Consider the following 23,509-nt stretch of genomic DNA (forward strand, 5'->3'; position numbering starts at 1 on the left):
GTCGTCGGCGGCTACGGATCCCGCCCGTAGAACACCGCGCGCAAGCCCCAAACGGTGTCCTGTACCGCCGCTTCGCCCTGGCCCTCAAGGCGCTCGTCCATTTGAAAAGCTCCTCGACCGCCTGGACGGAATTCGGGGCGTACGCGTCAGCCGGGCAGCATTACGCCCAGTAGCAGCAGGAGCGTCACGGGCAGAAGTGTGATCATTAGGGCCGCTCCACTCGCCAGGATGCGGAAGGTTCTGAACGAGCGGCGGTGGGGCGGGGCCCAGGTCACGGCGAACAGTGCGAGGGCCCAGTAGAGGACTGCTCCGTATTGGCCCATGCCCGCCTGCGCCCGGATCGCGCTGTATTCCAGGGCGAGGACCGGTAGGCCGAGCGCGGATGCCACCAGGGGGATCCTCCACCAGGTCGGGTGGTCTGCTCGGCGCTGAGGCGCGGCGTTCTGCGTCGTCATGAGGGCCACTTCATCAGCGCCGGCGGCCACGGGCATCGGGGCGCGTACTTATGTGCGAGGCGTGTTCCGTCTGAGTAGGGAGCCCATGTCGAGGGCCGGGGGAGCGGCTCGCCGTGCGCGGACATGCGGGCTGCGGCCCCTACGCGATCCGGACTCCACCGAGGAGGGGTAAGCGGCTGCACTGACGTGGTCCGGGCGGTGGTCACCGTCCGGACCAGGAGGGCCTACTCGCCGAACAGACGTGGCGGCCGCAGTGCTGCGGCGACCGCTCAGAGGTGGTCGTCCAGGAACTCCCGTACCTCGGCGATGGTCATGGGCCCCGTGCCGTGGGCCACGACCTCTCCCTCCTTCAGCAGGACGTAGGACGGGGCTCCGGTGATCCCGTATCGCTTGGTTGCGGACGGACAGCGCGTCATGTCGGTGCGGACGGCCGTCAGGCGGCCGGTGTACTGGTCTGCGATGTCACCCACGACGAGGTCCATCGCGCGGCAGGGCTCGATTGCCTTGGGCCATGTCCCGGTGAAGTATGCGAGGACCGGGACTCCGCTCATCCCGAGGATGAAATCGAACTCCGCGTCCTCACGGGGTTGGTGAACCCGCTTCGCCATGGAAGCTCCAGACCTCGCGTTCCGTCATTCCATCCCCATCTTCCCCCGCGCGGTGCGCCAGGCTGAGTCCGGTCGTTCGTCTGGCTGACCGATGGCCGCGTGAGAGAGTTGCGGTTCCGGCCGGCGCGGTTGGGGTGTTCGGCCTGTGGGGGGCGTTGTTGTCCATGCGTGTTCATCCTGCGCGGCCTGGCGATCCGGGCCGGATCGGCCCGTACAGGCTCATCGGCCGACTGGGTTCGGGCGGCATGGGAACGGTCCATGCGGCCCTGGATCCCGGCGGGCGCCGGGTGGCGGTCAAGGTCGTCCACCCGGCACAGGCCGACGACGAGGAGTTCCGGGCCCGGTTCAAGCGGGAAGTCGAGGTGTCCCGGCGGGTCACGGGGCCCTGCCTGGTGGCACTGCTCGCCGCAGACCCCGGCGCGGATGTTCCCTGGCTGGCCACCGCGTACGTGCCCGGCCTCACGCTCGGCGAGCACATCGCCGCGCACGGCCCGCTGTCCGGGGCCCGGCTGTACGCGCTGGCGGTCGGGACCGCGGCCGCGCTGGCAGCCGTCCACGCAGCCGGGGTGGTGCACCGCGACGTGAAGCCGGGGAACGTCATCCTGGCACCGGACGGACCGCGGGTGCTGGACTTCGGCATCGCCCACGCCCTGGACGGCACCTCGGTGACCCGGACCGGCGTGATGACCGGCACCGCGGGCTGGATCAGCCCGGAGGGCTACCGCACCGGCGCTACAGGTTCGGCCGGGGACGTCTTCGCCTGGGGAGCACTGATCGCCTACGCCGCCACCGGACGGCTGCCGTTCGGCACCGGTGCACCGGACGTGGTCGCGGCCCGGGTGATGTCCGGCGACCCCGACTTTGCCGGGATCCCCGACGACCTCCTGACCCTGGTGACGTCCGCACTGACCAAAACACCGGAAGAACGGCCCACGGCCGCCGCGCTGGCCAGGCAGTGCACGGTGCTGCTGGCCGCCCAGGCCACCCAGGTCCTGCAGCCGGGGGCCGAGGCGCCGACTCTGGCGGGTGACCTAGTGGCGGCCGGGTGGGAGGGTCTGCCCGCCGCCGAGGACGACCCGGCCTGGACCCTGGCCCGGCGCCGGTTCGCCCGCCGCCGCACCTGGATCGCTGCCGCGGCCGCCGTCACCGGGTTCGCCGTGGCCGCCGCCAGCACCTACCTGATCGCAGAACAGAACCGGGACGGCCAGCGGGGCAACACGCGGGCCGAGGCTGGCACGACGGCATCCCCAGGCAAACGTTCCGCCGCGGTGACCACCTCCCCGGAAGCGGTAACCGCCTCCCGGGCAGCAGGTACTCCAAAAGCCGGGCAAAAGAAGAAGGCCCCTGCGGCGACCGTGTCGGCCACGTGCCTGCCGGCCACCTACAAGCTGCCCACCGGCCCGGCGACCTGCGAATCCAAGAAGGACATCTGCACCGTCCGATCCCCGTACTACGTTAAGAACATCAACAGCCTGTGCGGTGGGCCGCCCGCCCTGCAGAGGGTGAACATCATCTCCGAGCCGCCCACCGGCGGAGACCCAGGTGTCTTCTACTGCGTGGCCTGGACCGGCAGCGCCAGCGACACATTTCGGGACGCCGTGCTGCTGATGAACGCCCCCGGCTATCAGTGCGGTGCCGACCTGGTGGACCCCTCCGGCACCCGGGATGCACTGGGGGAGGCGATCGTCTTTTACGACACCGAGCCGGACTGCACACCCCTGTACCCCGGAACCCGCCTGACCTACCCCGCCGTCCTGGACTACAGCAGCCTCGGCGACCAGGAATCCCCGAAGTACGTCTGCCTCACCGAACACGTCGGCGCCTGACCCAGCCCTGCTCAGCCGTCCCGCTCGCCCCGAACAAGCTGATCGGAAAATCGATGTTCGGGAGGGCAGGCGGCAGCATCCGGGCCGCGTGCGGACCGGATGACGGTGAGACGGGCCGGTCAGGCTGATGCCGGGGTGATGACGACTTGGTGGCCGAGGGCCTGGAGCTGGCGGACGAGATCGCGGGTCTTGCGGGCGGGGTCGAGGTGGCGGCGGTGCCAGTCGGCGCCGAGCTCCTGGTAGGAGGCGTTTGGGTCGTTGATCAGGTGCCAGGCGATGACGAGTATCGAGCGGGCGACGGCGACCAGGGCTTTGGCGTGGCCGCGGCGTTTGACGATGCGGCGGTAGTGGTTGCCGAGGAAGGTGTCGGTGCGGGCGGCGGCGTTGGCGGCCTCGCCGAGGGCGCCCTTGAGCCAGGGGTTACCCTGCCCGGCCGGACCCGTGCTGTTCTTCGCGCCGGACTGGATGGTGCGGGGGCACAACTTCGCTCAGGAGACGAGGTGTTCGGGCGTGGGGAACCGGTTCATGTCCGCGCCGATCTCGGCGAGGATGATCTGTGCGGTGGCCGGTCCGATCCCGGGGACGGGGTCCAGCTTCTCGGCCAGAACCCGTGCACTGACTGTCGTGGCGGGCTCGCTCCCGGTGCCCGAGCGGTCTGGCGGGGCGGTGATCTCCTCCAGCGTCCGGGCGATCAGCCGGTCGAGTTCGCCTAACTGCGCGGTGAGGTGGTCGACGGTGCCCAGCAGCAGCCTCAGGAGACGGGCGTGGTGGTCTTCGAACTGCCCGGTCAGGGCTTCGATGAGGGCCGGCTTCTTCTTGACCAAGTTGCCTTTGGCGAGGTCGGCCAGGGTGCGCGGATTGCGTTCTCCGGCGACCAGGGCATCGAGCATGGCTCGCCCGGACATGCCGAACAGGTCCGAGGCGACGTCGGACAGTTTGATCTGCGCGTCCTGCAGAGCCTTGTCCACGCGGTGCTTGTGCCGGGTGCGTTCCTGGACGAATACGGTGCGGGTGCGGGTGAAATCCCGCAGCTGCCTCACCGGCTTCGGCGGGACGAACGAGGCCCGGACCATGCCGCGTTCGGCAAGCTTGGCCAGCCAGACCGCGTCCAGCTTGTCGGTCTTCGGGCGCCCGGGGACGTTCTTCACGTCACGTGCGTTGACCAGCCAGCAGTCCAGGCCGCGAGCCTCCAGCAGGTAGAAGAACGGGCGCCAGTACGATCCCGTCGCTTCCATGACCACCCGCTCGACGCCCTGGCAGACCAGCCGGTCACCGAGTTCGAGGATCGTGTTCGTAGTCGAGGCGACCGTCCAGACCTTCTGAACGCGACGGCCCTCGATGGTGTCGTGCGGGACGCGCAGGCAGACCATCCCGGACGCCTTCGCGATGTCGATCGCCGCGACCCTGGCGACGGTGCCGTCGTCGTGGTCTTCTCTCAACTCCTCCATGACGTACCCCCTTGTTGTGCTGGTGCAGGCAGGGGCTGTCAGGGAAGCCAAAGGGGTAACGGAGAAGCTGATCGGCGTGCTCAAGGCGACAGTGTGCGGCCCCCTCGGACGGCTCCCTCACCAGACTCCTATGCGGGCTCACAGCCCAAACATCAAGCGGCGTCGGCGGACAGCCCCTGCATCGATTTTCACGCCTGCGGGGCGTCACCGCAGGTGAACGGTCGACTCCTATACACCGGCCCCCCGGGATGCTTTCGACAAGACGCGTGCCGTCTACCAGATCGGCATCCCGGATTGGACCTACTGGGCATGACGCACCCGCTCGGGCGGCTCGTCAACCGGCCCGACGACCAGGGCCGCGTGCGGGTCGCCTCCCCGCACAGTCCTGGTGATCGGGACACGGGTACACCTCCCGCCGTACCGGTGCCCGCATTCACTGTGGACAAGCCGCGACCTGGACGCTCCCACAGGTACTGGTTCCAGCAACACGCCGTCAGGACACCTCCTGAGAGCTGGCACCATCAGGAAGATGACCGTGTGCGATACGCCCGTTTGTCCTCTGCCGTAACAGTTGATCGAGGCGTGATCCTCGACGGCACCCTCAGCCCCACGAGCAAGGTCTTGTACGTGGTCCTGCTGGCACGACACGGACATCCGCGATACGGCACCTGCTCTCGTTGGGGTCGGCTCCTCAGCCGACCTGGACCCGTACCTTGCGGAACTGGTGGATGCCGGTCTCATCAAGACCGGCATCCACATGGGAGAGGAGTTCGTCACCGTTCAGGGGGCACCGGCCTGACTGCGCGACGGCCGCGGTGTTCGCTCCCGCATGCTGCCCGATCCTGATTCCGAATACGCTCTCCTTACCCGGAATCAGAAACCGACCGAGACGCGATAATCAGCGTCAGCGGGTAACCGCCGGACACAAGGACTTCCAGCCAGCGTGCCGGGAGCAGGGGAGGGCACGATGGCGGCGGAATCCGAGCCGGGGCAGGGCAAGAGCCGGCGGGCGGACGTGAGCTACCCGCTGATCACCAACGGGCTGGACTATCTGCTCGACGTCGTCGACCGGCTGGCCACGGACCCGGGCGAGGCGCCCGACGCCCGCGCCCTGAAGTACGCAGTGCTGCATCTCCAGGCCGCCGCCGAGGTGTTCCTCAAGGCCCGCCTCCAGCACGAGCACTGGACCCTGGTCTTCAAGAACCCGGCGGCCGCGACCCGCAAGGACTTCGATAGCGCGGAGTTCGAGAGCTGCACCACCGGCGAGGCCTTCACCCGGCTCACCCAGATCGCCGGTCTCGACCTGCCGGACAAGGCCGTCGCTGCGGTGAAGAGGCTGGCCCGGGACCGCAACGCGCTCCAGCACTACGGTCTGACCGCACCGGCCGCCGCCGTCGAGGCCCGCGCCGCCGATGTGCTGAACTTCCTGCTGCCCTTCATCTCCGACCAGCTCGTGCCCGGCCTGGACAAGAACCAGAAGGCCGACGTCGAGCAGACCATGAGCGTGGTGCGCGGCCAGGTACGCGGCATCGAGGCCTACCTCAAGAAGCGCATGAATGAGATCCGCGCCGACCTCCAGGACGTCCAGGACTGCACGGTCGTCTGCCCCGAATGCGCCCAGCAGGCCCTGGTCCTGAGCGCGGACCTCCCCGCCTGCCGTTTCTGCCTCAAGACCTGGGACGACCCGGAAGAGACCGCAGTCGAGTACGTCTTCCAGGTCCATGGCCTGGACCCGGTGTACTCCGATGTCGACGAGGCCGTCATCCAGGTCTGCCCCGACTGCGAGTTCAACGCGATGGTCCACGCCGAGACCGCCGCCGCCCCGGACGAACAGCGGCTCCTATGCTTCTCCTGCGCCGCCGACTTCACCGACGCCAACCTCCCCTCCTGCGAAGCGGGCTGCGGACGGGCGCTGCCAGCCGGCTCCGAAGACCTGCTGTGCCCGGACTGCACCAGCTCTGCCTACGACAGGTTCTGACGATGCACCAGCCCCACCGGCACGCTCCCGTCAGCGACGCGGCGGCCGGGCGCCCCGGTACCGGCCCGGCGCCCGCTGCCCTCTTCAGCGATCCGCTGTCTGCTGCTGCGTTGCCGCTGCCCGCAGCCCGCCGGCCGACCCGGCCGCCGCTGGAGACGCTGACCTGGCAGGAACCGCCCGCCGCGACCGAGGAGGACGCGTCATGACGTCGGCCGAGCTCGTCCCCGCCCCCGGCCGCACCCCGGGCGTCCGGCGCCGCGTACGCGCGGAACCCGACGTGCGCACCCGCGGCGGCGAGCGGATCTCCGCGTCCGCCGCCCGCAAGCTCACCACCGCGGTGCCGCAGAACTCCCGGGACGGCCGGGCCACCCGCTGGCGCTCCTACAGCCTGTGGTGCGCGACCTACGCCTGGGCCGAGGACGAGCCCAACGCGGTGGCCTCCTACCTGTCCGACCTCGGCGACCGGGGCCATCCCAGCAAGACCCTCGAAGCGCACTTCGCCACCCTGCGTGCCCTGCGCGCCATCGACAACGCCCCGCTGTCCGACGCCGAGATGAAGGCCCGGGCCCGCTCCAGGCCGACGCCGTCACCCTTCACGAGCTGCGCCGGATGGTCCGCACCACGGACCGCGGCAAGCAGGTCGCCGACGGCACGATCCCCCGGTGGCTTGTTTGCGGGGACTGGCTGACGCGGCATCCCAAAGCAGTCGAGCACATCAAGACCCACGGGATTGCAGAACCGCGCCCCGAGAAGCCGACTGGCACCTGACACCAGGAGGCTTTGGAGCGGGCCATGAGTCGTCAGCGGTTCACTTTGAAGCGGCGGAACATGTCTGGGAGGAAGTGCCGCAGAAGGGTTTTGGCATCCTCTACTGACCTTGTTGGCGTGGTGTCGTCATGGTGAGGCCGGTTTCGGCGAAGCATCCGTTGATGAGGTTGCTGCGGTACTGGATCTGGCGGAGACCGTGTCGGAGCGTGCTGATGAGGTGGTCGGGGTCGGTGAAGGCGGTGTTGGTCTGGCTGCTGCGTCGCAGCAGGGACCAGATGCCTTCGACGGGGTTGAGGTCCGGTGCGTAGGCCGGCAGGAAGTAGCAGGTGATCCAGTCGTGGGTGTCGATGAACTCCCGCAGTCGGCGGTCCTTGTGGACGTTGAGGTTGTCCCACACGAGCACAAGGGGTGTGCCGAGCTGCTGGTGTGCGGCAATGAGCAGGTCGCGGTAGTCGGTCCAGGTGAAACTGCGTCTGCCGCCCCGCTTGTGATCGACATGCCGCTTGGGCCGATAGATCAGCCGTGAGCGTTTACCTTGCTTGTAGCAGGCCAGAGCGGCGATGGAGAAGCGGCGCTGGGAACGCCCCCGGACCCGGATGAGGGGTGTGCGTCCGCGCCGGGCCCAGGTGCGTGTGGTGGGCGGCGTCATCGAGAAGCCGGCCTCGTCTTCGAAGCACAGCCAGGCGTCGAGCGCCGCCACGGACTTTCCACCTGCGGCCAGGTCTCCTTCCCCCAGCCTGCCACGGCCTCTTCGTCGCGCTCGAGGGCTCGGCGGGCCGGGACCTGGTGGCTGAAGCCGTGCCGGTGCAGCATCTGCGCGATCGCCGACAGCGTCATGCTCTTGTGGAACCGGCGCCCGATCAGCGTCTTGATCCTTGCCAGCGTCCACGTCTGGTCCGGCCAGCCGTGCGCGACCGGCCCCTTGGCGAGCTCCAGCTCGAGCACGGCGAACAGCGCTTCACTCAGCTTGGGCCGTGAGACGGGCCCGGCAGAGCGCAGTCCCTCGGTGCCGGCGTCGTGCCAGGCTCGGCGCCAGCGCTGCACCGAGCGCACACTCACCCGTAAGTCCCTGGCGACCTCCGCGCTGGAGGCACCCGCAGCGAATCGCTCCGCGGCCTCCAGCCGGATCCGCCCGCGAAACGCCTACCGTTCAGGCGTCAGCCCACCACCCTGCGGATATCTCACACAACCGGCATACCGCGGCGATCACACATCGTCAGCCCCCAACGACATCACGCCGCAAAGGTCAGTAGTCGCGCGAGTTCGTCGTGGCCGAAGCGGAACACTTCGTAGTCCCTGAGCTTGAGGTCGCGGTCTGCGGCGACCATCTCCGCGTACTTGCCGGTGTCCGGTGTCTGGCCACGATCACGGGTGTAGTGCTGTGAGCCGTCGACTTCTATGACTACTCGCTGCCCGTGTGGCAGCAGCAGGAGGAAATCCATCCGTGAGCGCAGCAATGCTTCGGGTCCGCGCTCGCGGACGGTTTTGTGGTCCCAGTGGAGCCACACCTCGGGCAGGAGGGCCGGATCGTCGGGAGAGGGACCGAGGAGGTGGTGGTAGGCGGAGAAGAAGTTCCTCTGTCCTGGAGACTTTTCGGGCAGGCTCTTGAGGAGTCGCTTGTAGAGGTCGTCCCTGAAGTCGGTGTCGTTGCTCGTCGGGTGGGTGTCCTTCCACCAGGCGTGTAGATGATGCCATCGCAGGCCCTCGGCGGGGACGTCCCGGTCGTAGACGAGGGTGTCGTCCGCGTGTCCCCCGACGATCTCGATGTCGTTGTCTACGGACGATCGAAAGCGGATGTCTGGTTTGGTGCGAGAGGCGAAGATGATGTTCTTCGGTCGCCGGGTGCCGTGCCACCGTGTCGACACCATGGTGAACAGGGGATGCCGCCGTCGTTGCCGGTCTGCCGCAACTCGATTCCCGCGGGGCGGAGATGCGTATTGATCAAGGTGGCTGCTGCCTCCTGTGCGTGCTCATCCAGGAGGACGTCTGCTGACACCAGGCCCTCCAGGAAGCGGGCGAATCTGGCGTCCCCGCCTCGAACACGCGGAGATGTGCGAAGAGCTCCTCTGTCGTCCAGTCCCCCTGGTTACGGAAGACATGGCGCTCGACCCTGTCCCTCAGCGTCACCGGCCGGAAGCCGTTCACCAGCGAACTGAAATCGATGGCCCGGCTCCTCAGCGAGCCAGAGACGGTCGAGCAATTCCATGAAGGGGTCCCGGTGCTGCGCCAGCTCCGAGAGGGTGAGGGCGCGCGCCAGTTCGCGGCGGATCTTCTTGGGTATCTCGGGTGGGTCGTTCTCTTCCCACAGCAGGTCCTCGAGGTGGAAGCGGACCGAGGGACTCAAGTGGAGGCTTCTGCGGTCCATGGCACGTTGTGCGAGCTGGGGCAGCTCACTATCGGGAACCTGGCGGAAGCTCTCTTCGATCCGCTCACGCTTGTTCCCAGCGCTCTCTGACACCTGGGGTATGCCGAGTTGCTCGAAGGCCAAGGTGAGTTCCTTGTGGGTCAGCGAGGCCAGGTGGGCAACGGCTTCGCCGACTGACGAGCGCAGTGCCGAACGATCTCTGTCGACCATTGGCAGATGTCGGGCTCGTGCCGTGATGTCTCGCCGTACGGCACGGTGCGAGCTGAGCCGCTTCCACGCCCGCTGTTCATGGCAGGCGTCGCGGGTGCAATGCGGTCGAGCTTTGATGGTCTGTTCGCGTAGTCAGAAGGCTAGGCATGAGCCAGTCAACATCCCAATATGAGTGCCGAGTTGGACCGTGCGGCTTGAGCCACGCCCTGTCACTTTTGCATCCGGAGGTCGATATGTAGCTCTGTGCATTCGCTAACTTGAGGGCCCGTGTACGGGGTATGGTCTTGAGCTGCTCCGTGGACTGGCTGCGTGGCGTCGCCGAGTACGGCCTGCGGCAACTTCGCCGAGGGATGCCAGGGGCGGCCGGACTGCTCTTGGATCGACATATGACCATATCAATTGCTGCTCCAGGCAATGTCAGTCAATAGTTCGAAAGAGTAGTTATAAATCCGCCAAACGATTTTCTGATTTATTTTGTAGAAATTTATGGAGAAATGTTCTAGTCGTGCACTTCGCGTAAATGGCTAATGAAATAGTCTGCTCTATTTTGGTGGCATTGAGAAATTTTCCCCAAGGTGAGGTCATGGGCTCTTTGCCTTTCCCTTGACATTTGTTGGGTAGTGCATATGTCATTCGTTCACCTGTGTTGATCATGTGAACGAGGGGTGGGGCAGTGGGGGACGGGGTGTGGCGTGCGCGAAGAGCAGCCAAGGGGAGTGGGCGTGGCCTTGCGTGGCTGACGGCGCTTGCTGTGCTCGTAACAGTTCCGGCGTTCCCGGCGGTCGCCGCCGCGCCGACCGCGGTCGCTGCAGCAAGCAGTGACCTGTCCGAGACGGAGCAGGCACAGCAACGGGCGGCGGCGTCCGGTGAACCGGTCGAGGTGGTGGGGGAGCGAACCGAGCGGGATACGGTGTTCGCCAATCCGGACGGCGAAACGTTCACCCTGAAGAAGTCGATCGTTCCGGTGCGGGTGGAAGAGCCCGGAGGCGGTTGGACGGAACCGGACGTAACGCTGGTGAAGCGGGAAGACGGATCGATTGGGCCGAAGGCTGCCGCGGTTGATCTGTCGTTTTCCCCCGGTGGCGACCACACGGATCTGGTGACGATCGCCGAGGACGGCAGGTCTGTCTCTTTGGGGTGGCCGGGAAGGCTGCCGGAACCTCGCCTGGAGGGACCGCGGGCCACCTATGAGAACGTGCGTCCCGGCGTGAACCTGATCCTGACGGCAACGGTGGAAGGCTTCCGCCAGGTGCTGGAGGTGACAACGCTGGAGGCCGCCAAGGATCCGGCACTCACCTCCCTCGAGTACTCCATGGACGTCACGGGCTTGCGGATCCGCGAGGGAGCGGCCGGCACCATGGACGCGTTGGATGGCAACGGGCAGGTCGTCTTCCGCTCGCCCTCGGCCCGTATGTGGAACTCCGCCGGCGAGACCGCTACTTCCGCCAGCGGTGAAGGCGTGAGCGTCCAGACGGCCTTCACTCGCCCACTTGCGGAGGCTGGGCAGGAGGAGACGCTGCCCGAAGCTGACAAGCGTCCGGCGGGCCCGCTGGAGGAAGGCGATCCTCTCGCCGGCCCCGGCGCCGGCGACGAGGCGGCTGTGATGGATGTCGACGTGACTGCGGATGCGGTCACTATCAAGCCGGATGCCGATCTCATCGCGCGTACGACGAACGCCGAACTCCCGCTGTACATCGACCCGTCGGCGGAGCTGAACGAATCCGAACGGACCGTCCTGTCGTCCGACGGGAACGTGTTCTACAACTTCTCCGGCGGCGACAACGGCATGAGCGTGGGCCGGTGCAGCTCGGCCGTGATCGGCGGCTACATCTACTACTGCACCACCGGCAGTGCCTACACCAACCGCATGTACTTCGAGTTCAAGCCGGACAAGCTCAAGGGCAAGCACGTCCTGGACGCGAAGTTCGAGGTGACGGAGACGTGGTCGTTCTCCTGCGACGCGCGCTGGGTTGACCTCGAGCGGACAGACGGCATCTCTTCGTCATCGAAGTGGCCGGGCCCGGGCGGACCGAAGTCCGACAACTCCTGGGACCAGATGGGCGACCGCGATGTGTCGGCGGGCCGGGGCAGCGCATGCGACCCGTCACAGCCGCGCGCGCCCATCAGGTTCCAGGACAATCCCGATGAGACGGATGAGAATCTGACTCCCACGGTCAAGGCGTTCGCGGACGGCAAGTTCTCCACGCTGACGCTGATGCTGAAGGCGAAGGACGAGTCGGACCCGATCGCATGGAAGCGGTTCGACGACGACGCGGTGATCGTCGTGACCTACGTCGGCGAGCCCGCAGTCCCCACCGAATACGGGCTGGAGACGGGCACGGGTCAGGTGTGCTCCAAGTCCGAGTCGGCCCCTGCCATGTGGTCGGATCCCACACCGAATTTCGCCGCCACACCACAGACGGTCGCCGGCGGGGAGTCCTCGGCATCGCTGAGGGCCTACTTCGACGCCGATGTGAAGAACAGCGACGGCACATGGTCGGATGCCAAAGAGCCGTCCACCGGATCACTCAGCCCACCCACGGGGTACGTGGGCGACGGGGTCGATCAGAACAAGAACTGGGACGCCGCGCTCACCGACAACAAGCAGTACCGCTACCGTGCCTGGACCCAGTCCTACTACAACAGCGGCGCTGACTACCTGGGCGGCCCCGCCACCTCGTGGTGCTACTTCACGGTGGACAGCACTGGCCCGAAGCCTCCGGCAATCACGTTCAACTCCGTGTACAGCGCGTGCGTGTCCGGCGGCGCTTGCGACCCCGGGGGGGCTCCCGGGACGGCGGGCAGTGTGACGTTCGGTCCGGCGGCGGGCAGCGGAGACGTGAATGTCGCCTATCAATACAGGCTGTCCACCGACACGGCGTGGCACTCGTGGCAACCGGGGGCGACGGTCACAGAGACCATCACCCCGTTCGACTCGGGCACGATCACGCTGGAGGTGATGGCCAAGGACTCGGCCGGGCGCACAGGATCAAACAGCGTCCGCTTCCGGGTCGCGGAAGGCGAAGACCCGGTCGGCCGGTGGACGTTCAACGAAGCATCCGGAGCAGCCGTCGACGTCTCGGCGACCCAGTCCGCCCAGCGCGATGACGCCACGATCTCAGCCGGGACCAGGGTGAACACCGGTCGCCGCGGTGTGGTCACGGAGAACGGTGCCACGGGCGAGGACAAGGCGCTCAAGCTGGGCGGCCAGGCCTATGCCGCCACCTCCGGCAAGGTACTGGGGACACAGGCGTCGTACACCGTGGCCGCGTGGGTGCGCCTGGACGCCACAGGGACTGCGGCGACGGTGCTGGGCCAGGACGGCACGTACTACAGCCCGTTCTTCCTCGGGTACTGCGCCGGTGCGAACCGGTGGTGCCTGCGGCTGGCGGACGCCGATGCCGCCACCACCTCGCTGGACAACCAGCGGGTCGACTCCCTGGAAGCGCCGCAGATCAAGGTGTGGACCCATCTGGCCGCGGTGATCGACACCAACGCCAAAAAGCTGACGCTGTACGTCAACGGCGCAGAACAGGGCTACGACGACTTCACCACCGGCGCCTGGCCGGCGTCCGGGGCGTTGCAGATCGGCCGGGTGAAGTACAAGGGCTCCTACGTCGACTACTTCCCCGGCGAAGTGGACGAGGTCGCGGTGTGGCAGGAGATCAAGCTGCCCGACCTGGTTGCCAAGGAGGCCAGCCCCGTGGACGCGGACGGCAAGGCCTTGGCCGAGCTCGTCGCCCAGTACGCCCCCGACGGCGCTACCGGCACATCGCTGCCTGACCTGTCCGGTTACGGCAACAACCTCAGCCTGTCTACAGGCGCCTCCCTGGACGACGATGCCCTGGTCCTCGACGGCACTGCAGGAGCGGCCACCGCGTCCCGGCCCCTGGTCGCCGACACCGGTTCCTTCACCGTCGCCACCAAGGCAGACGTGGACACCGAAGCTTTGACCGGCAAACCGGACGGCTACCGTGCCCAGATTCTCGGACAGCGCATGGCGACCGGATCGTCGTGGAGCCTGTGGGTGGAGAAGACCGGCACTGAGATGGAGCCAGTGCTGGACGACGACGGGAATCCTGTTCTGGACGACAACGGTGAGCCGAAGACTCGTCCGGTCGCGATGGCCCGCTGGCACTTCGGCCGGCTCACCGCCGATGGCACCGGCGTCTCCGTGGTGAGCGAAGAGGCAGCTGTCCTGGGCACAGAAGTGGGCCTCGTCGGGGCCTACAACGCCGCAACGCGCGAGATCACTCTCTTCGTCGGCAGCACCCGCCAGGGTGATCCCCTCGCCTACACCGCCTCCGCCGGCACCGGGGAGTTCGCCGCGGGCAAGGGGTGGACGAACAGCGCCTGGGGCCACTACCTGCCCGGCCGGATCACCGACATCCGCCTGTGGGCAGGCGCGGTGACCGACCCCACTCAGGTGGAAACACTCGTCGGCTACTGACCCCCGTCCTGTGCCCGCCGACCACCCGGCCCAGAGCGGTCGGGCACAGGACACACCCCTTTGGCGACGCACCTCATCTTCCAAGATTCCCGCCGCACGGCTGCCCTTCACCCTCTGGAGAGCTTTCCTGTGTCCTTTCGCCTGTTCCCGTCCCGCCCACGCGGCCGGCGGACCGCACTGACGGTGCTGCTCGCGGCAGTACTGTCCTTGCCCGCCCCGCTCACACCCCTGGCCGCAGCCGCCGAACTGCCAGGGCGTCCCGATGTGCCCGCCACCAAATCGGCCCGCGTGCTGGAGGTGACGTCACCGCAGGCCAAAGCGGCCCGGGCCAAGGTGGCCAGAGAAAAGAAGGCCAACCAGCGGCTGGTGGACTCGGCCCGCAAGGAACGCCAGGCAGCCTGGCCCGGGACGTCCGTCCGCACCGAGGACCTGACCCGCACGCCGCGAGGCGAAGCCCTGGTCAGGGTCAAGGCGTTGAAGCACAGCAGCACGTCGCGCCAGGCCCGCGCGCTTGCCTCGGGCAAGGCGAAGATCACCGTCCTGGACCAGAAGGCCACCCGCCGCGCGGGCGTGACCGGGGTCATCTTCACCGTTGCCGCGGAAAGCCCCGGTGCTGCTCAAGTCACCGTTGACTACAGCTCGTTCGCCTCGGCCATCGGCGGAAACTGGTCCTCACGACTGGGGCTGGTCACCCTGCCGCCCTGCGCGCTGACGACACCTCAGAAACAGCGGTGCCGTGCCACGACAGTCCAGACGTCGGACAACGACATCCACGCCGAGACGGTCACCTCCCGCACCACGCTCGCCGGTACCTCGGCTGCCGCGCCGACGGTCATGGCTCTCACGGCCACGTCGGCCACGACCTCCTCGGCGGGCGTCGGTGACTTCAACGCGACGCCGCTCGCGGCATCCGCGAGCTGGCAGGCCGGCACCTCGTCCGGAGCTTTCACCTGGTCGTACCCGATTAGCACACCACCGGCTGCCGCGGGCCCCGCACCGTCCCTGGCCCTGTCCTACGACTCCGGAAGTATCGACGGACGCACCGCCAACACCAACAACCAGGGCTCCCTCCTGGGCGAAGGCTTCGACCTGACCTCGTCCTACGTCGAGCGGACGTACGGCTCCTGTGAGGACGACGGGCAGACCGGCAAGTCCGATCTGTGCTGGAAGTACGACAACGCCTCACTGGTGCTGAACGGCAAGGCCACCGAACTCGTCAAGGACGACACAACCGGTGTCTGGCACCTCAAGGACGACGACGCCTCCAAGGTCACCCGGCTCACCGACGCCGACAACGGCGACAACGACGGCGAGTACTGGAAGATCGTCACCAGCGACGGCACCACGTACACGTTCGGCCTGAACAAGCTGGCCGGCGCCGGTAGCAACGACCGGACGAACTCTGTGTGGACGGTCCCGGTCTTCGGCGACGACGACAGAGAGCCCGGCTACGACAAGGGCACCGCGTTCGCCGACCGCGCCCTGACCCAGGCCTGGCGCTGGAACCTCGACATGGTTGAGGACGTCCATGGCAACGCCTCTACCTACTGGTACAAGGCGGAGACCAACTACTACCCGAAGAACGGCGACAAGACCGCCCTGGCGCTCTACACGCGCGGCGGATACCTGGAGGAGATCCGCTACGGCCAGCGCGCCGACACGCTGTTCTCCAGCCCCGTCTCCGACAAGGTCACCTTCACCTACAAGGAGCGCTGCACCGCCTCCGACTGCTCCTCCCTGACCAAGGACACCGCCGACAACTGGCCCGACGTCCCCTTCGACGCGATCTGCTCGGCCAGTGAGAGCGACTGCAAGTCCGCAGGACCGTCGTTCTTCACCCGCAAGCGCCTGACTAGCATCGACACCTTCTACTGGTCCCGCGCGGCGGAACCCGACGCCTTCCAGGCGGTCGACTCCTACACCTTCGACCAGAAGTTCTTCGACGGGCAGGACATCGGCAACAGCTCCGACCAGGTACTCACGCTCGTCTCGCTGATCCGCACCGGAAAGAACGGCACCGCCATCGCCGTACCGCCGGTCGAGTTCACCTACCAGCAGCGGCCCAACCGGGTGGAAGGCGGCACACAGCCAGGCGGCGGCAGCATCGCGGCCCTGACGCGCCCGCGCATCGCATCCATCCTCTCGGAGACCGGCGCGATCACCTCCGTCACCCTCTCCGACCCGGAGTGCGTGCGCGGAACCAAGATGCCCACGGCCGAGGACGACAACGACCTGTCCTGCTACCCGGTCTACTGGCCCATCAACGGCGGCGACCCGCAACTCGACTGGTTCCACAAATACCGGGTCACCTCAATCACCACCAACGATCCCGGTGCTGGCAACCCCGGCACCCAGACGTCCTACGACTACAGCACACCCGGCTGGCACTACAACGATGACCCCTTCACCAAGGAGAAGGAACGCACCTGGTCGGTCTGGCGCGGCTACCAGAAGGTCACCACCTACACGGGCGACCCCGGCACCACACGCTCCCAGACGGTGAAGCTGTTCATGCAGGGCATGAACGGTGACAAGCGTAAAGACGGCACCACCCGCACCGCGGTCGTCAAGGGCATCGACCTCGACAACGTCGCCGGCAACGACCCCGCGACCACCTTGGACGACCTCGACGTCGCCGACGCCAACGACGACGGCTTCTACGCAGGGCAGCTCCGGCAGGAGATCACCTACGACGGCGCCACCGCGATCTCCACCAGCATCAACGACCTCTGGTCCAAGGAAACAGCGAGCCAGCAGAAGTCGTACGCCAACATCAAGGCGCATTTCGTCAATACCGCCCGCACCTACCGAGACGCCTACCTGACCGCCGCCCAGAAGTGGCGCGTCGCGGCAACGTCGTACACGTACGACACCACGTACGGCATGACCACCACCGTCCAGGACGACGGCAACTGGTCGGCGACCGGCGACGAGACCTGCACCCGTACCTGGTACGCGCGCAACGACGCCAAGGGCCTCACCGCGCTCGTCTCCCGCACCCGCATGGTCGCCAAGCCCTGCGCCAACACCGACGACAACGTCAGCCTGCCCGCCAACTCGGGTACCCGCGGCGATGTCCTCGGTGACACCGCCGTCGTCTACGACAACGCCTCCACCACTGGCTGGAGCCCGGGCCAGGTCCCGACCCTGGGCCTGCCCACCTGGACCGGCCGCGCCAAGGCCTACCCGGCCGCCTCCGGCACCGCCGACCGCAACCCCCCGGCCGCCACCGGGTGGCAGACCCTGGCTACCACCGCCTACGACACCGATGCGGCGAAACTCGGCCGACCGCTGAAGGTCACCGATGCCAAGGGCCGCACCACCACGACCACGTACTACCCGGCGGCCGCCGGCCCTCTGGCCACACTCGTCGTCACGGCACCGCGCCTGGCATCGAACAACCAGGCCCACCAGACCACGACCAACTACGACCCAGCCCGGGGCACCGTCAACTATGTCCTGGACGCCAACACCAAACGCACCGAAAACACTTACGACGCACTCGGCCGCATCACCAACACCTGGCTGCCCAATCGCTCCAGATCAGGCAATGACAGCCCCAACGCAAAATACGGCTACGGCCTCGAACGCGACAAGGCCCCCTGGACCTCGGTCGCCAAGCTCAAGGCGGACGGCACCAGTTACGAAACCGCCTACGCCCTGTACGACTCGCAACTGCGCCCGATCCAGACACAGGTCTCGTCGCCGCAGGGCGGCCGAGTCCTGACCGACACCCGCTACGACAGCCGCGGCCTGGCCTACGAGACCTACGAGGACGTCTACGACAGCAGCAACGCACCCAACAGCACCTACACCCAGGCTCCTTACGGAGGAGCGACCCAGACCCAGACCCAGTTCGACGGCGCCGGCCGCGCCACCACATCCACCCTGCTCGTCGACGGGGTGAAGAAGTGGAGCACCACGGCGACCTACACGGGGGACTCGGTCGCCACCACAGCCGTCGAAGGCGGCAACGCCACCCGCACCATCATCGACATCCTCGGCCGCACCGCCGAAACCCGCACCTACGCCGGAACCCAGCCCAACGACAGCGAGTACGGCGCCTCCTCCGCCACGCCCTACACCCGCGTCCGTAACGCCTACACCCGCGACGGCAAGCCGGACACGATCACCGGCCCCGACAACACCAAGTGGACGTACACCTACGACCTCTTCGGCCGCCAGGTGAATGCGGCCGACCCCGACGGGGGTACCACCAAGACCACGTACACCGATCTCGACCAGATCGACACCACCACGGACGACGAGGACCACGTCCTCCTGTACGACTACGACGAACTCGGCCGCAAGAATGGCCTGTGGCAGACCAGCCGCACTGCAGCCAACCAGCTCGCAGCCTGGACCTACGACAGCATCCTCAAGGGTCTGCCTACCGCCTCCATTCGCTACGAGAACGGCACCACCGGCAAGGCCTATACCAAGCAGGTCACCGCCTATGACACGCTCGGACAGCCCACCGCCACCACCCTGACCCTGCCCTCCGACGACCCGCTCGTCACCTCAGGCGCGGTCACCGCCACCACCACCTTCGAAACGGCATACCGGCTCGACGGCACGGTCAACAACACCAAGGAACCCGCCGCCGGCGGCCTGCCCGCCGAGACTCTCGAGTACCGCTACAACAGCGCAGGCCTGAACAACGAGCTCTCCGGCGCGTCCGGCTACCTGCTCGCCGCCAACTACACAGCGTTCGGTGAAGTCAGCGGTCTCCAGCTCGGCACCTCGACGGCCAGCGGCACCAAGCGCGTCTTCCTTACGAATGACTACGAGAAGGGCACACGGCGCCTGATCAAGGCTGCCGTCGACGATCAGACCCGAGGCCCGGTCCAAGACCTCACCTACAGTTACGACCAGGCCGGCAACGTCACCTCCGTCACCGACAGCGCCAACATCGGCACCGGCACCGACAACCAGTGCTTCACCTACGACTCCTATCGCCGCCTCACCGAGGCCTGGACCCCGAAGACCACTGACTGCGCTGCCTCCGGCCGCACCGCAGCCAACCTCGGCGGTCCCGCCCCCTACTGGACGACCTACACCTACACCGCCTCCGGCCAGCGCGAGACCGAGAAGCAGAACACCGGGACGCCGGTGACCACGACCTCCTGCTACGACACCGCACGCCCACACGCCCTGACCGCCACTACAACCGCCGGTACCTGCACCGGGCTCACGCGCCAGTACCAGTACGACGACACCGGCAACACGGAAAAGCGCGTCAAGAAGGCCGGCTCCACCACATCGCAGACCCTCGCCTGGAACGCGGAAGGCCGTCTCACCAGCGTCACCGACGACACGGCGGCAACGGCCACCAACTACGTGTACGGCGCCGACGGCGAACTACTCATCCGCCGCGACAACGCCACCAACGGGGAAACCGTCCTCTACCTCGGCGCAACCGAGGTGCACCTCAAGACCAGCAAGAAGTGGGCCAACCGCTACTACGCCGCGGCCGGCGCCACCATCGCCATGCGCACCAACGAATCCGGCACCGAGACGCTGAGCTTCCTCGCCGCCGATCACCACGGAACGAGTTCCATCTCCATCACCGGGGACTCCAACCAGACACTGAGTAAGCGCTACAGCACACCGTTCGGCACAAACAGAGGACAGACGACAGGCGTCTGGCCAGACGACAAGGCCTTCCTCGGAATGGCGGCCGACCCCAGCACGGGACTGACCCACATCGGCGCACGCGAATACGACCCCTCCACCGGCCAGTTCATCAGCGTCGACCCAGAGCTGGCGCTCGACCAGCACCAGACGCTCAACGGCTACGCCTACGCGGGCAACAACCCCGTCACGCTCAGCGACCCGACGGGCCGGGGTGTCGACGACGGAACCGGCCACAGCGAACCGAACCCTGGCCACGCCCATGGCAACCAGAGCCCAACCCCAGGAATCCCCGCTGGGGGCACCGGACCCGACGGCTGCTATCACACGTGCGGATCCAGTAGTAGCAGTGATTCCACCAGCGACGGAGCCAGCGGGGGTACCTCTACCCCGGGCCCAACTGGTACACCGACATGCGGAGTTGTTCCCCTCGCCCCATGTGGTGTGATTCCCCCAGGTCCCGTCGCCGGTCCTGCGCCGACGAACCTTCCCTATATTCCGCCAGGCATTGCGCACCCTGACTACTTGAAGGCTCGGGAATGCGCTACGGTGCCGATTCTGCTCACCTGCAATCCCGAGGATGCTGTCCTGGGCGGGGGAGGAGATGACCTTCGGATGATTGGTCTGAAATGGTTTGCGGGAGTCCTGGACGGTGCCACCACCTACGGCGAAGACAGCCGTGTCGCACTGCAGGTCATGATGAGCGACATCACGGCTGCGCAGCGTAAGGAGATCATTCGACTGTGGACTCATGGCAAACTCGAAGGCTCTCTTGAGCCCTACTCGATCGGGGCGAAGGACTCGGTGGGTAAGATCAGGCAGTTTTTGAGTGATCAGTGGTCCATCGCGTCGGGGGATCGAAATGCGGCAACAGGTGTGCTCGGCTCGTACACAGCCAAGTACAAGATCTTGCGCGCCAACAGTACGGGAATTCAAGCACGGATCACGATAGAAAATAATATGACAATGTCTTCATTTGCGCATATTGCGACAGGCTACGGCACGGCAGCCGATAGATTTGTGCAGCGATACGATAATGATGGCGTCGTTGCTGGTGGTAATGCCGCTACGTCGCATTACATGACTATCACTTTCCGGGTGGTGATTCCGTCGTGAGTAAGGGTTTTTATGGGCGCTCGGTGATTCCGGGTGCATCCCGTCGCGGAAATCCCACGGGAAGCTTGAATGGGAATCGAGAAAAAGTGAGTGCAAGGTGGCACGGTAACGCGCTCCGGGCGGCTACATCTGTCGTGGCTGTCCTCCTGGCATCCGGCTGCTATGCTTCCACGGATTACGAAAAGTATCCGAAAGGGAAGTTCGTCGAGAGGTCCTCGCTTGTGAAGAGCTGGGGAGGAGAGAGTTCCTCTCTTCAGCTGAAGAGCGATGGCAAATTTTCAACGGTGAAGCTGGAACTGGAATACTTTGAGTGCTCGACTGGCGGCGTCCTGAAGAAGAGCGGTGACGGGGCGTGGGAAACCGAAAAGGGGCGCCAGTCCAGTGAAATCCTCCTTCGCTTTGAGGACGGATGTTCCGCCACGCTGTGGGCGGGTGAATCTGGGGGGAAAGTTGTTCTCTGGAGCACTGTCACGGATAGCGATAGGACCTTGGTCCTCAAGTGATCGAACCAAGGAGCATTCTTTGGCTATCAGCGAGGTTGGGGTGAGGGTATAGGGCCGGACGCAGACAGGACCCGTAACCTCGATTCGGCAGTTGCCGGGTTCGTCTGACCGGGCTGTCTCCTCGCTGGCGTGGCAGGCAGCGGCGAACGCGGCGGCAAGCCACGCCTTGCAGGGCAGCCGTCGGCCGGTGAGGACGCTTCAGGTCAGCCTGGCCGCGGCCTCGGCGCGGTGGCGAAGCCGCGCAGGGAGGGTTTGCCGGTGCCGCGGCGAGGACGCGTTCCATGGCCGCGGCGAGTCCGGCCTGGGTGTGATCCGGCCCGGTACGTAGGGGGCGCGAGGCCTGGCCAGCCGCTGGCGTGCGACCTCGTCCGGAGCCGCCTCCCACCGGACCTCCGCCGCCTGCGCGGCGGCGCGCACCACGTGCTGGCTGGCGCCGCCGGATAGGTGACGCCGTCGATCTCACCGGCCTGGCCAACGGCTTCCACACCCTTGCCGTCCTGGCCGCTCTGCGCGGTCAGAGCAGTCCCGCGGAAGACGACACGACGCTGCGTGTCCGTACGCCTTCAGGCGGCCTGCACGTTTGGTACCGGGCAGCGGACAACCGGCGCTGGCGCTGCTCCGCCGGTTCCAGCCAGGGCACCGCGCTGGCTTGGCAGGTAGACGTCCGCGCGCATGGCGGCTACATCATCGCCCCCGGCACCACCACCCGTGACGGCACCTACGTCCCGGTCGACGGCGTCCGCGAGCCGGCCGCCCTGCTCGCCTGGCTTGCCCAGGAGCTCGAGCGCACCGGTCACCTGCCCGCCCCCCAAGCACCCCGTTACCTTCTCCGTGGCCCCGCAATGGGGCGCCTGGCCCCCGGGCCCGGTATGGCTGTGTGCCCCCTGTCGTGCGGATGACCTGGGGCGTGTTGCCGCCGGGCTTCGGGGCACCGCTTGACCGCTGATGAGGCGCCTGACGACCGCTTGGTCCGGCGCAATGCCGGGCCGCTTCACGGGCGGCATGTCTGCGTAACGTGGTTGCCGGCGTGTGGTGCCGTAGGGACGGCCGGGAGTTGAGGAGACGAGGGGCGAGGGGCACGCGCATATGGTCGATACGACCGCGATAGATCATTTCCTCGGCCTGGACCTGGGCAAGGAGTTCCACCACGCCCACGGCCGGACCGAGGACGGCAGAACCGTGCACGACAAGCGGCTGCCCAACACCGAGCCGAAACTGTGCTGGGCCTGTGCGTCGCCAAGGACACCCTGTTACGTCTGGTCCGCGCCACGCCGGAAGAACCCGTCGGGAAAATCCGCGTCCTCGGTGTCGACGATTTCGCGCTACGGAAGGACGACTCGTACGCCACGATCCTGGTGGATCTGGAGAGGCGGCGCCCGGTGGACGTGCTGCCCGGCCGGGACGCCGAACCGCTGGCCGCATGGCTGAAGGGCCATCCGGAAGTAGAGATCATCTGCCGGGACCGGGCCGGAGCCTATGCCGAAGGCGCCCGCAGCGGCGCCCCGCAGACCCAGCAAGTCGCCGACGCCTGGCATTTGTGGCACAACCTGGGCGAGGCCGTCGAAAAGACCGTCTCCGCCCACCACGCCTGCGTCCGCACCGCGTTCGAGAACACCGCACCGGCCGCCCCGCCAACCAGCGACGACATCTGGCAGACGCCACCGCCACCGCCCGCCGGGATGCTCGACGTCTGCGGACGCGAACGCCGACTGGTGACCCGGACCACGGAACGCTACACCGCCGTGCGACAGCTCCTGGACGACGGCAGCACACTGGAGAACATCTGCCGGACACTGCGGCTGGACCGGTCCACCGTGCGCCGCTTCGCCCGCGCAACCAGCATCGACGAACTGCTGGTCAACGCGACGAACCGCTTCACCATCCTGGACGAGTACAAGCCCTACCTCCACCAGCGGTGGAACGAGGGCTGTCACAACAGTGCCCAGCTCCACCATGAGATCGTCGCCCTGGGCTTTGCCGGAAGCATTCAGACCGTCCAGCGTTACCTCCGCCCGTTCAAGGCCGCCACCGCCACGCCACCCGCGCACCGCCCCCCTCCCTGACATCGTTGGGCGAGACACCCCGGCGTGATCAGTTAGCCTGGGTGGACGAACGAGCAGGAGAACCACCCGCATGACCAGCACCAGC

General features: G+C 66.9%; 17 protein-coding genes and 2 pseudogenes. 10 read left to right on the top strand and 9 right to left on the bottom strand.

All coding sequences use genetic code 11. From position 1 onward, the window contains the following. Window positions 1-146: 146 nt before the first annotated feature. Together ABZ656_RS18655 and ABZ656_RS18660 are read right to left on the bottom strand one after the other, a co-directional pair. On the bottom strand, window positions 147-455 hold the full coding sequence (locus ABZ656_RS18655; RefSeq protein ID WP_101408513.1) for a hypothetical protein: 309 nt from the start codon (window positions 453-455) through the stop codon (window positions 147-149). A gap of 269 nt (window positions 456-724) precedes the next feature. Beyond that, on the bottom strand, window positions 725-1,063 hold the full coding sequence (locus ABZ656_RS18660) for a thioredoxin domain-containing protein (RefSeq protein WP_101408512.1): 339 nt from the start codon (window positions 1,061-1,063) through the stop codon (window positions 725-727). Between the two features lie 164 nt (window positions 1,064-1,227). Here ABZ656_RS18660 and ABZ656_RS18665 point away from each other — a divergent pair, with 164 nt between their 5' ends. Then, window positions 1,228-2,889 carry a serine/threonine-protein kinase gene (locus ABZ656_RS18665; RefSeq protein WP_101408511.1) on the top strand — a complete coding sequence of 554 codons (1,662 nt, stop codon included), beginning with the start codon at window positions 1,228-1,230 and terminating at the stop codon, window positions 2,887-2,889. A 119-nt stretch (window positions 2,890-3,008) separates the two neighbouring features. Here ABZ656_RS18665 and ABZ656_RS18670 read toward each other — a convergent pair whose 3' ends face one another. Both ABZ656_RS18670 and ABZ656_RS18675 read right to left on the bottom strand, forming a co-directional pair. Continuing rightward, a complete protein-coding gene (locus ABZ656_RS18670; RefSeq protein ID WP_360269267.1) occupies window positions 3,009-3,371 on the bottom strand; it encodes a hypothetical protein in 363 nt (120 codons plus the stop codon). A gap of 6 nt (window positions 3,372-3,377) precedes the next feature. Then, on the bottom strand, window positions 3,378-4,337 hold the full coding sequence (locus ABZ656_RS18675) for an IS110 family transposase (protein ID WP_360269269.1): 960 nt from the start codon (window positions 4,335-4,337) through the stop codon (window positions 3,378-3,380). A 967-nt stretch (window positions 4,338-5,304) separates the two neighbouring features. Between ABZ656_RS18675 and ABZ656_RS18680 the strand changes: the two genes are divergently transcribed. The 3 genes from ABZ656_RS18680 to ABZ656_RS18690 are packed head-to-tail and all read left to right on the top strand — an operon-like array spanning window position 5,305 to window position 7,003. Continuing rightward, window positions 5,305-6,315: a hypothetical protein gene (locus tag ABZ656_RS18680; protein WP_101408510.1), complete on the top strand. Its 1,011-nt coding sequence runs from the start codon at window positions 5,305-5,307 to the stop codon at window positions 6,313-6,315. Between the two features lie 2 nt (window positions 6,316-6,317). Then, entirely contained in the window at window positions 6,318-6,521 is a 204-nt protein-coding gene (locus tag ABZ656_RS18685) for a hypothetical protein (RefSeq protein ID WP_101408509.1), read from the top strand. Beyond that, window positions 6,518-7,003, top strand: a complete 486-nt coding sequence (locus ABZ656_RS18690; RefSeq protein WP_360269271.1) for a hypothetical protein — start codon at window positions 6,518-6,520, stop codon at window positions 7,001-7,003. Before ABZ656_RS18685 ends, ABZ656_RS18690 begins: the two co-directional genes overlap by 4 nt. A gap of 180 nt (window positions 7,004-7,183) precedes the next feature. Here ABZ656_RS18690 and ABZ656_RS18695 read toward each other — a convergent pair whose 3' ends face one another. From ABZ656_RS18695 to ABZ656_RS18715, 5 genes are all read right to left on the bottom strand, one after another. Then, complete coding sequence (locus ABZ656_RS18695; RefSeq protein ID WP_360269289.1) at window positions 7,184-7,732, bottom strand: transposase; 549 nt, start codon at window positions 7,730-7,732, stop codon at window positions 7,184-7,186. Next, window positions 7,729-8,211, bottom strand: coding sequence for a winged helix-turn-helix domain-containing protein (locus tag ABZ656_RS18700; RefSeq protein ID WP_360269290.1), 483 nt, complete (start codon window positions 8,209-8,211; stop codon window positions 7,729-7,731). Before ABZ656_RS18700 ends, ABZ656_RS18695 begins: the two co-directional genes overlap by 4 nt. Before the next feature lie 104 nt (window positions 8,212-8,315). Continuing rightward, window positions 8,316-8,951: a hypothetical protein gene (locus ABZ656_RS18705; RefSeq protein ID WP_360269273.1), complete on the bottom strand. Its 636-nt coding sequence runs from the start codon at window positions 8,949-8,951 to the stop codon at window positions 8,316-8,318. Then, window positions 8,858-9,079 carry a hypothetical protein gene (locus tag ABZ656_RS18710; RefSeq protein ID WP_360269275.1) on the bottom strand — a complete coding sequence of 74 codons (222 nt, stop codon included), beginning with the start codon at window positions 9,077-9,079 and terminating at the stop codon, window positions 8,858-8,860. The genes ABZ656_RS18705 and ABZ656_RS18710 overlap by 94 nt, the downstream gene beginning before the upstream one ends. Before the next feature lie 90 nt (window positions 9,080-9,169). Then, window positions 9,170-9,658, bottom strand: a complete 489-nt coding sequence (locus tag ABZ656_RS18715) for a hypothetical protein (RefSeq protein WP_360269277.1) — start codon at window positions 9,656-9,658, stop codon at window positions 9,170-9,172. A 751-nt stretch (window positions 9,659-10,409) separates the two neighbouring features. On the opposite strand from ABZ656_RS18715, the gene ABZ656_RS18720 reads away from it, so the two are divergent. The 6 genes and pseudogenes from ABZ656_RS18720 to ABZ656_RS18745 all read left to right on the top strand — a co-directional run bounded on the left by ABZ656_RS18720 (window position 10,410) and on the right by ABZ656_RS18745 (window position 23,424). Further along, window positions 10,410-14,108 (top strand): LamG-like jellyroll fold domain-containing protein, encoded by a 3,699-nt coding sequence (locus tag ABZ656_RS18720; RefSeq protein ID WP_360269279.1) that lies wholly within the window; start codon window positions 10,410-10,412, stop codon window positions 14,106-14,108. 129 nt (window positions 14,109-14,237) lie between these two features. Next, window positions 14,238-20,858, top strand: coding sequence for an RHS repeat-associated core domain-containing protein (locus ABZ656_RS18725; RefSeq protein WP_360269281.1), 6,621 nt, complete (start codon window positions 14,238-14,240; stop codon window positions 20,856-20,858). Between the two features lie 134 nt (window positions 20,859-20,992). Beyond that, window positions 20,993-21,361, top strand: a complete 369-nt coding sequence (locus tag ABZ656_RS18730) for a hypothetical protein (protein ID WP_360269283.1) — start codon at window positions 20,993-20,995, stop codon at window positions 21,359-21,361. A 446-nt stretch (window positions 21,362-21,807) separates the two neighbouring features. Next, window positions 21,808-22,170, top strand: a pseudogene (locus tag ABZ656_RS18735) (bifunctional DNA primase/polymerase); the annotation flags it as partial. Between the two features lie 277 nt (window positions 22,171-22,447). Continuing rightward, window positions 22,448-22,579, top strand: a pseudogene (locus tag ABZ656_RS18740) (IS110 family transposase); the annotation flags it as partial. Then, on the top strand, window positions 22,579-23,424 hold the full coding sequence (locus ABZ656_RS18745) for a transposase (protein ID WP_360269285.1): 846 nt from the start codon (window positions 22,579-22,581) through the stop codon (window positions 23,422-23,424). The pseudogene ABZ656_RS18740 and the gene ABZ656_RS18745, both read left to right, overlap by 1 nt. The last annotated feature ends 85 nt before the right edge of the window (window positions 23,425-23,509 follow it).

Origin of the sequence: Streptomyces sp. NPDC007095, from assembly GCF_040634475.1 — a bacterium.
Taxonomy (GTDB): domain Bacteria; phylum Actinomycetota; class Actinomycetes; order Streptomycetales; family Streptomycetaceae; genus Streptomyces.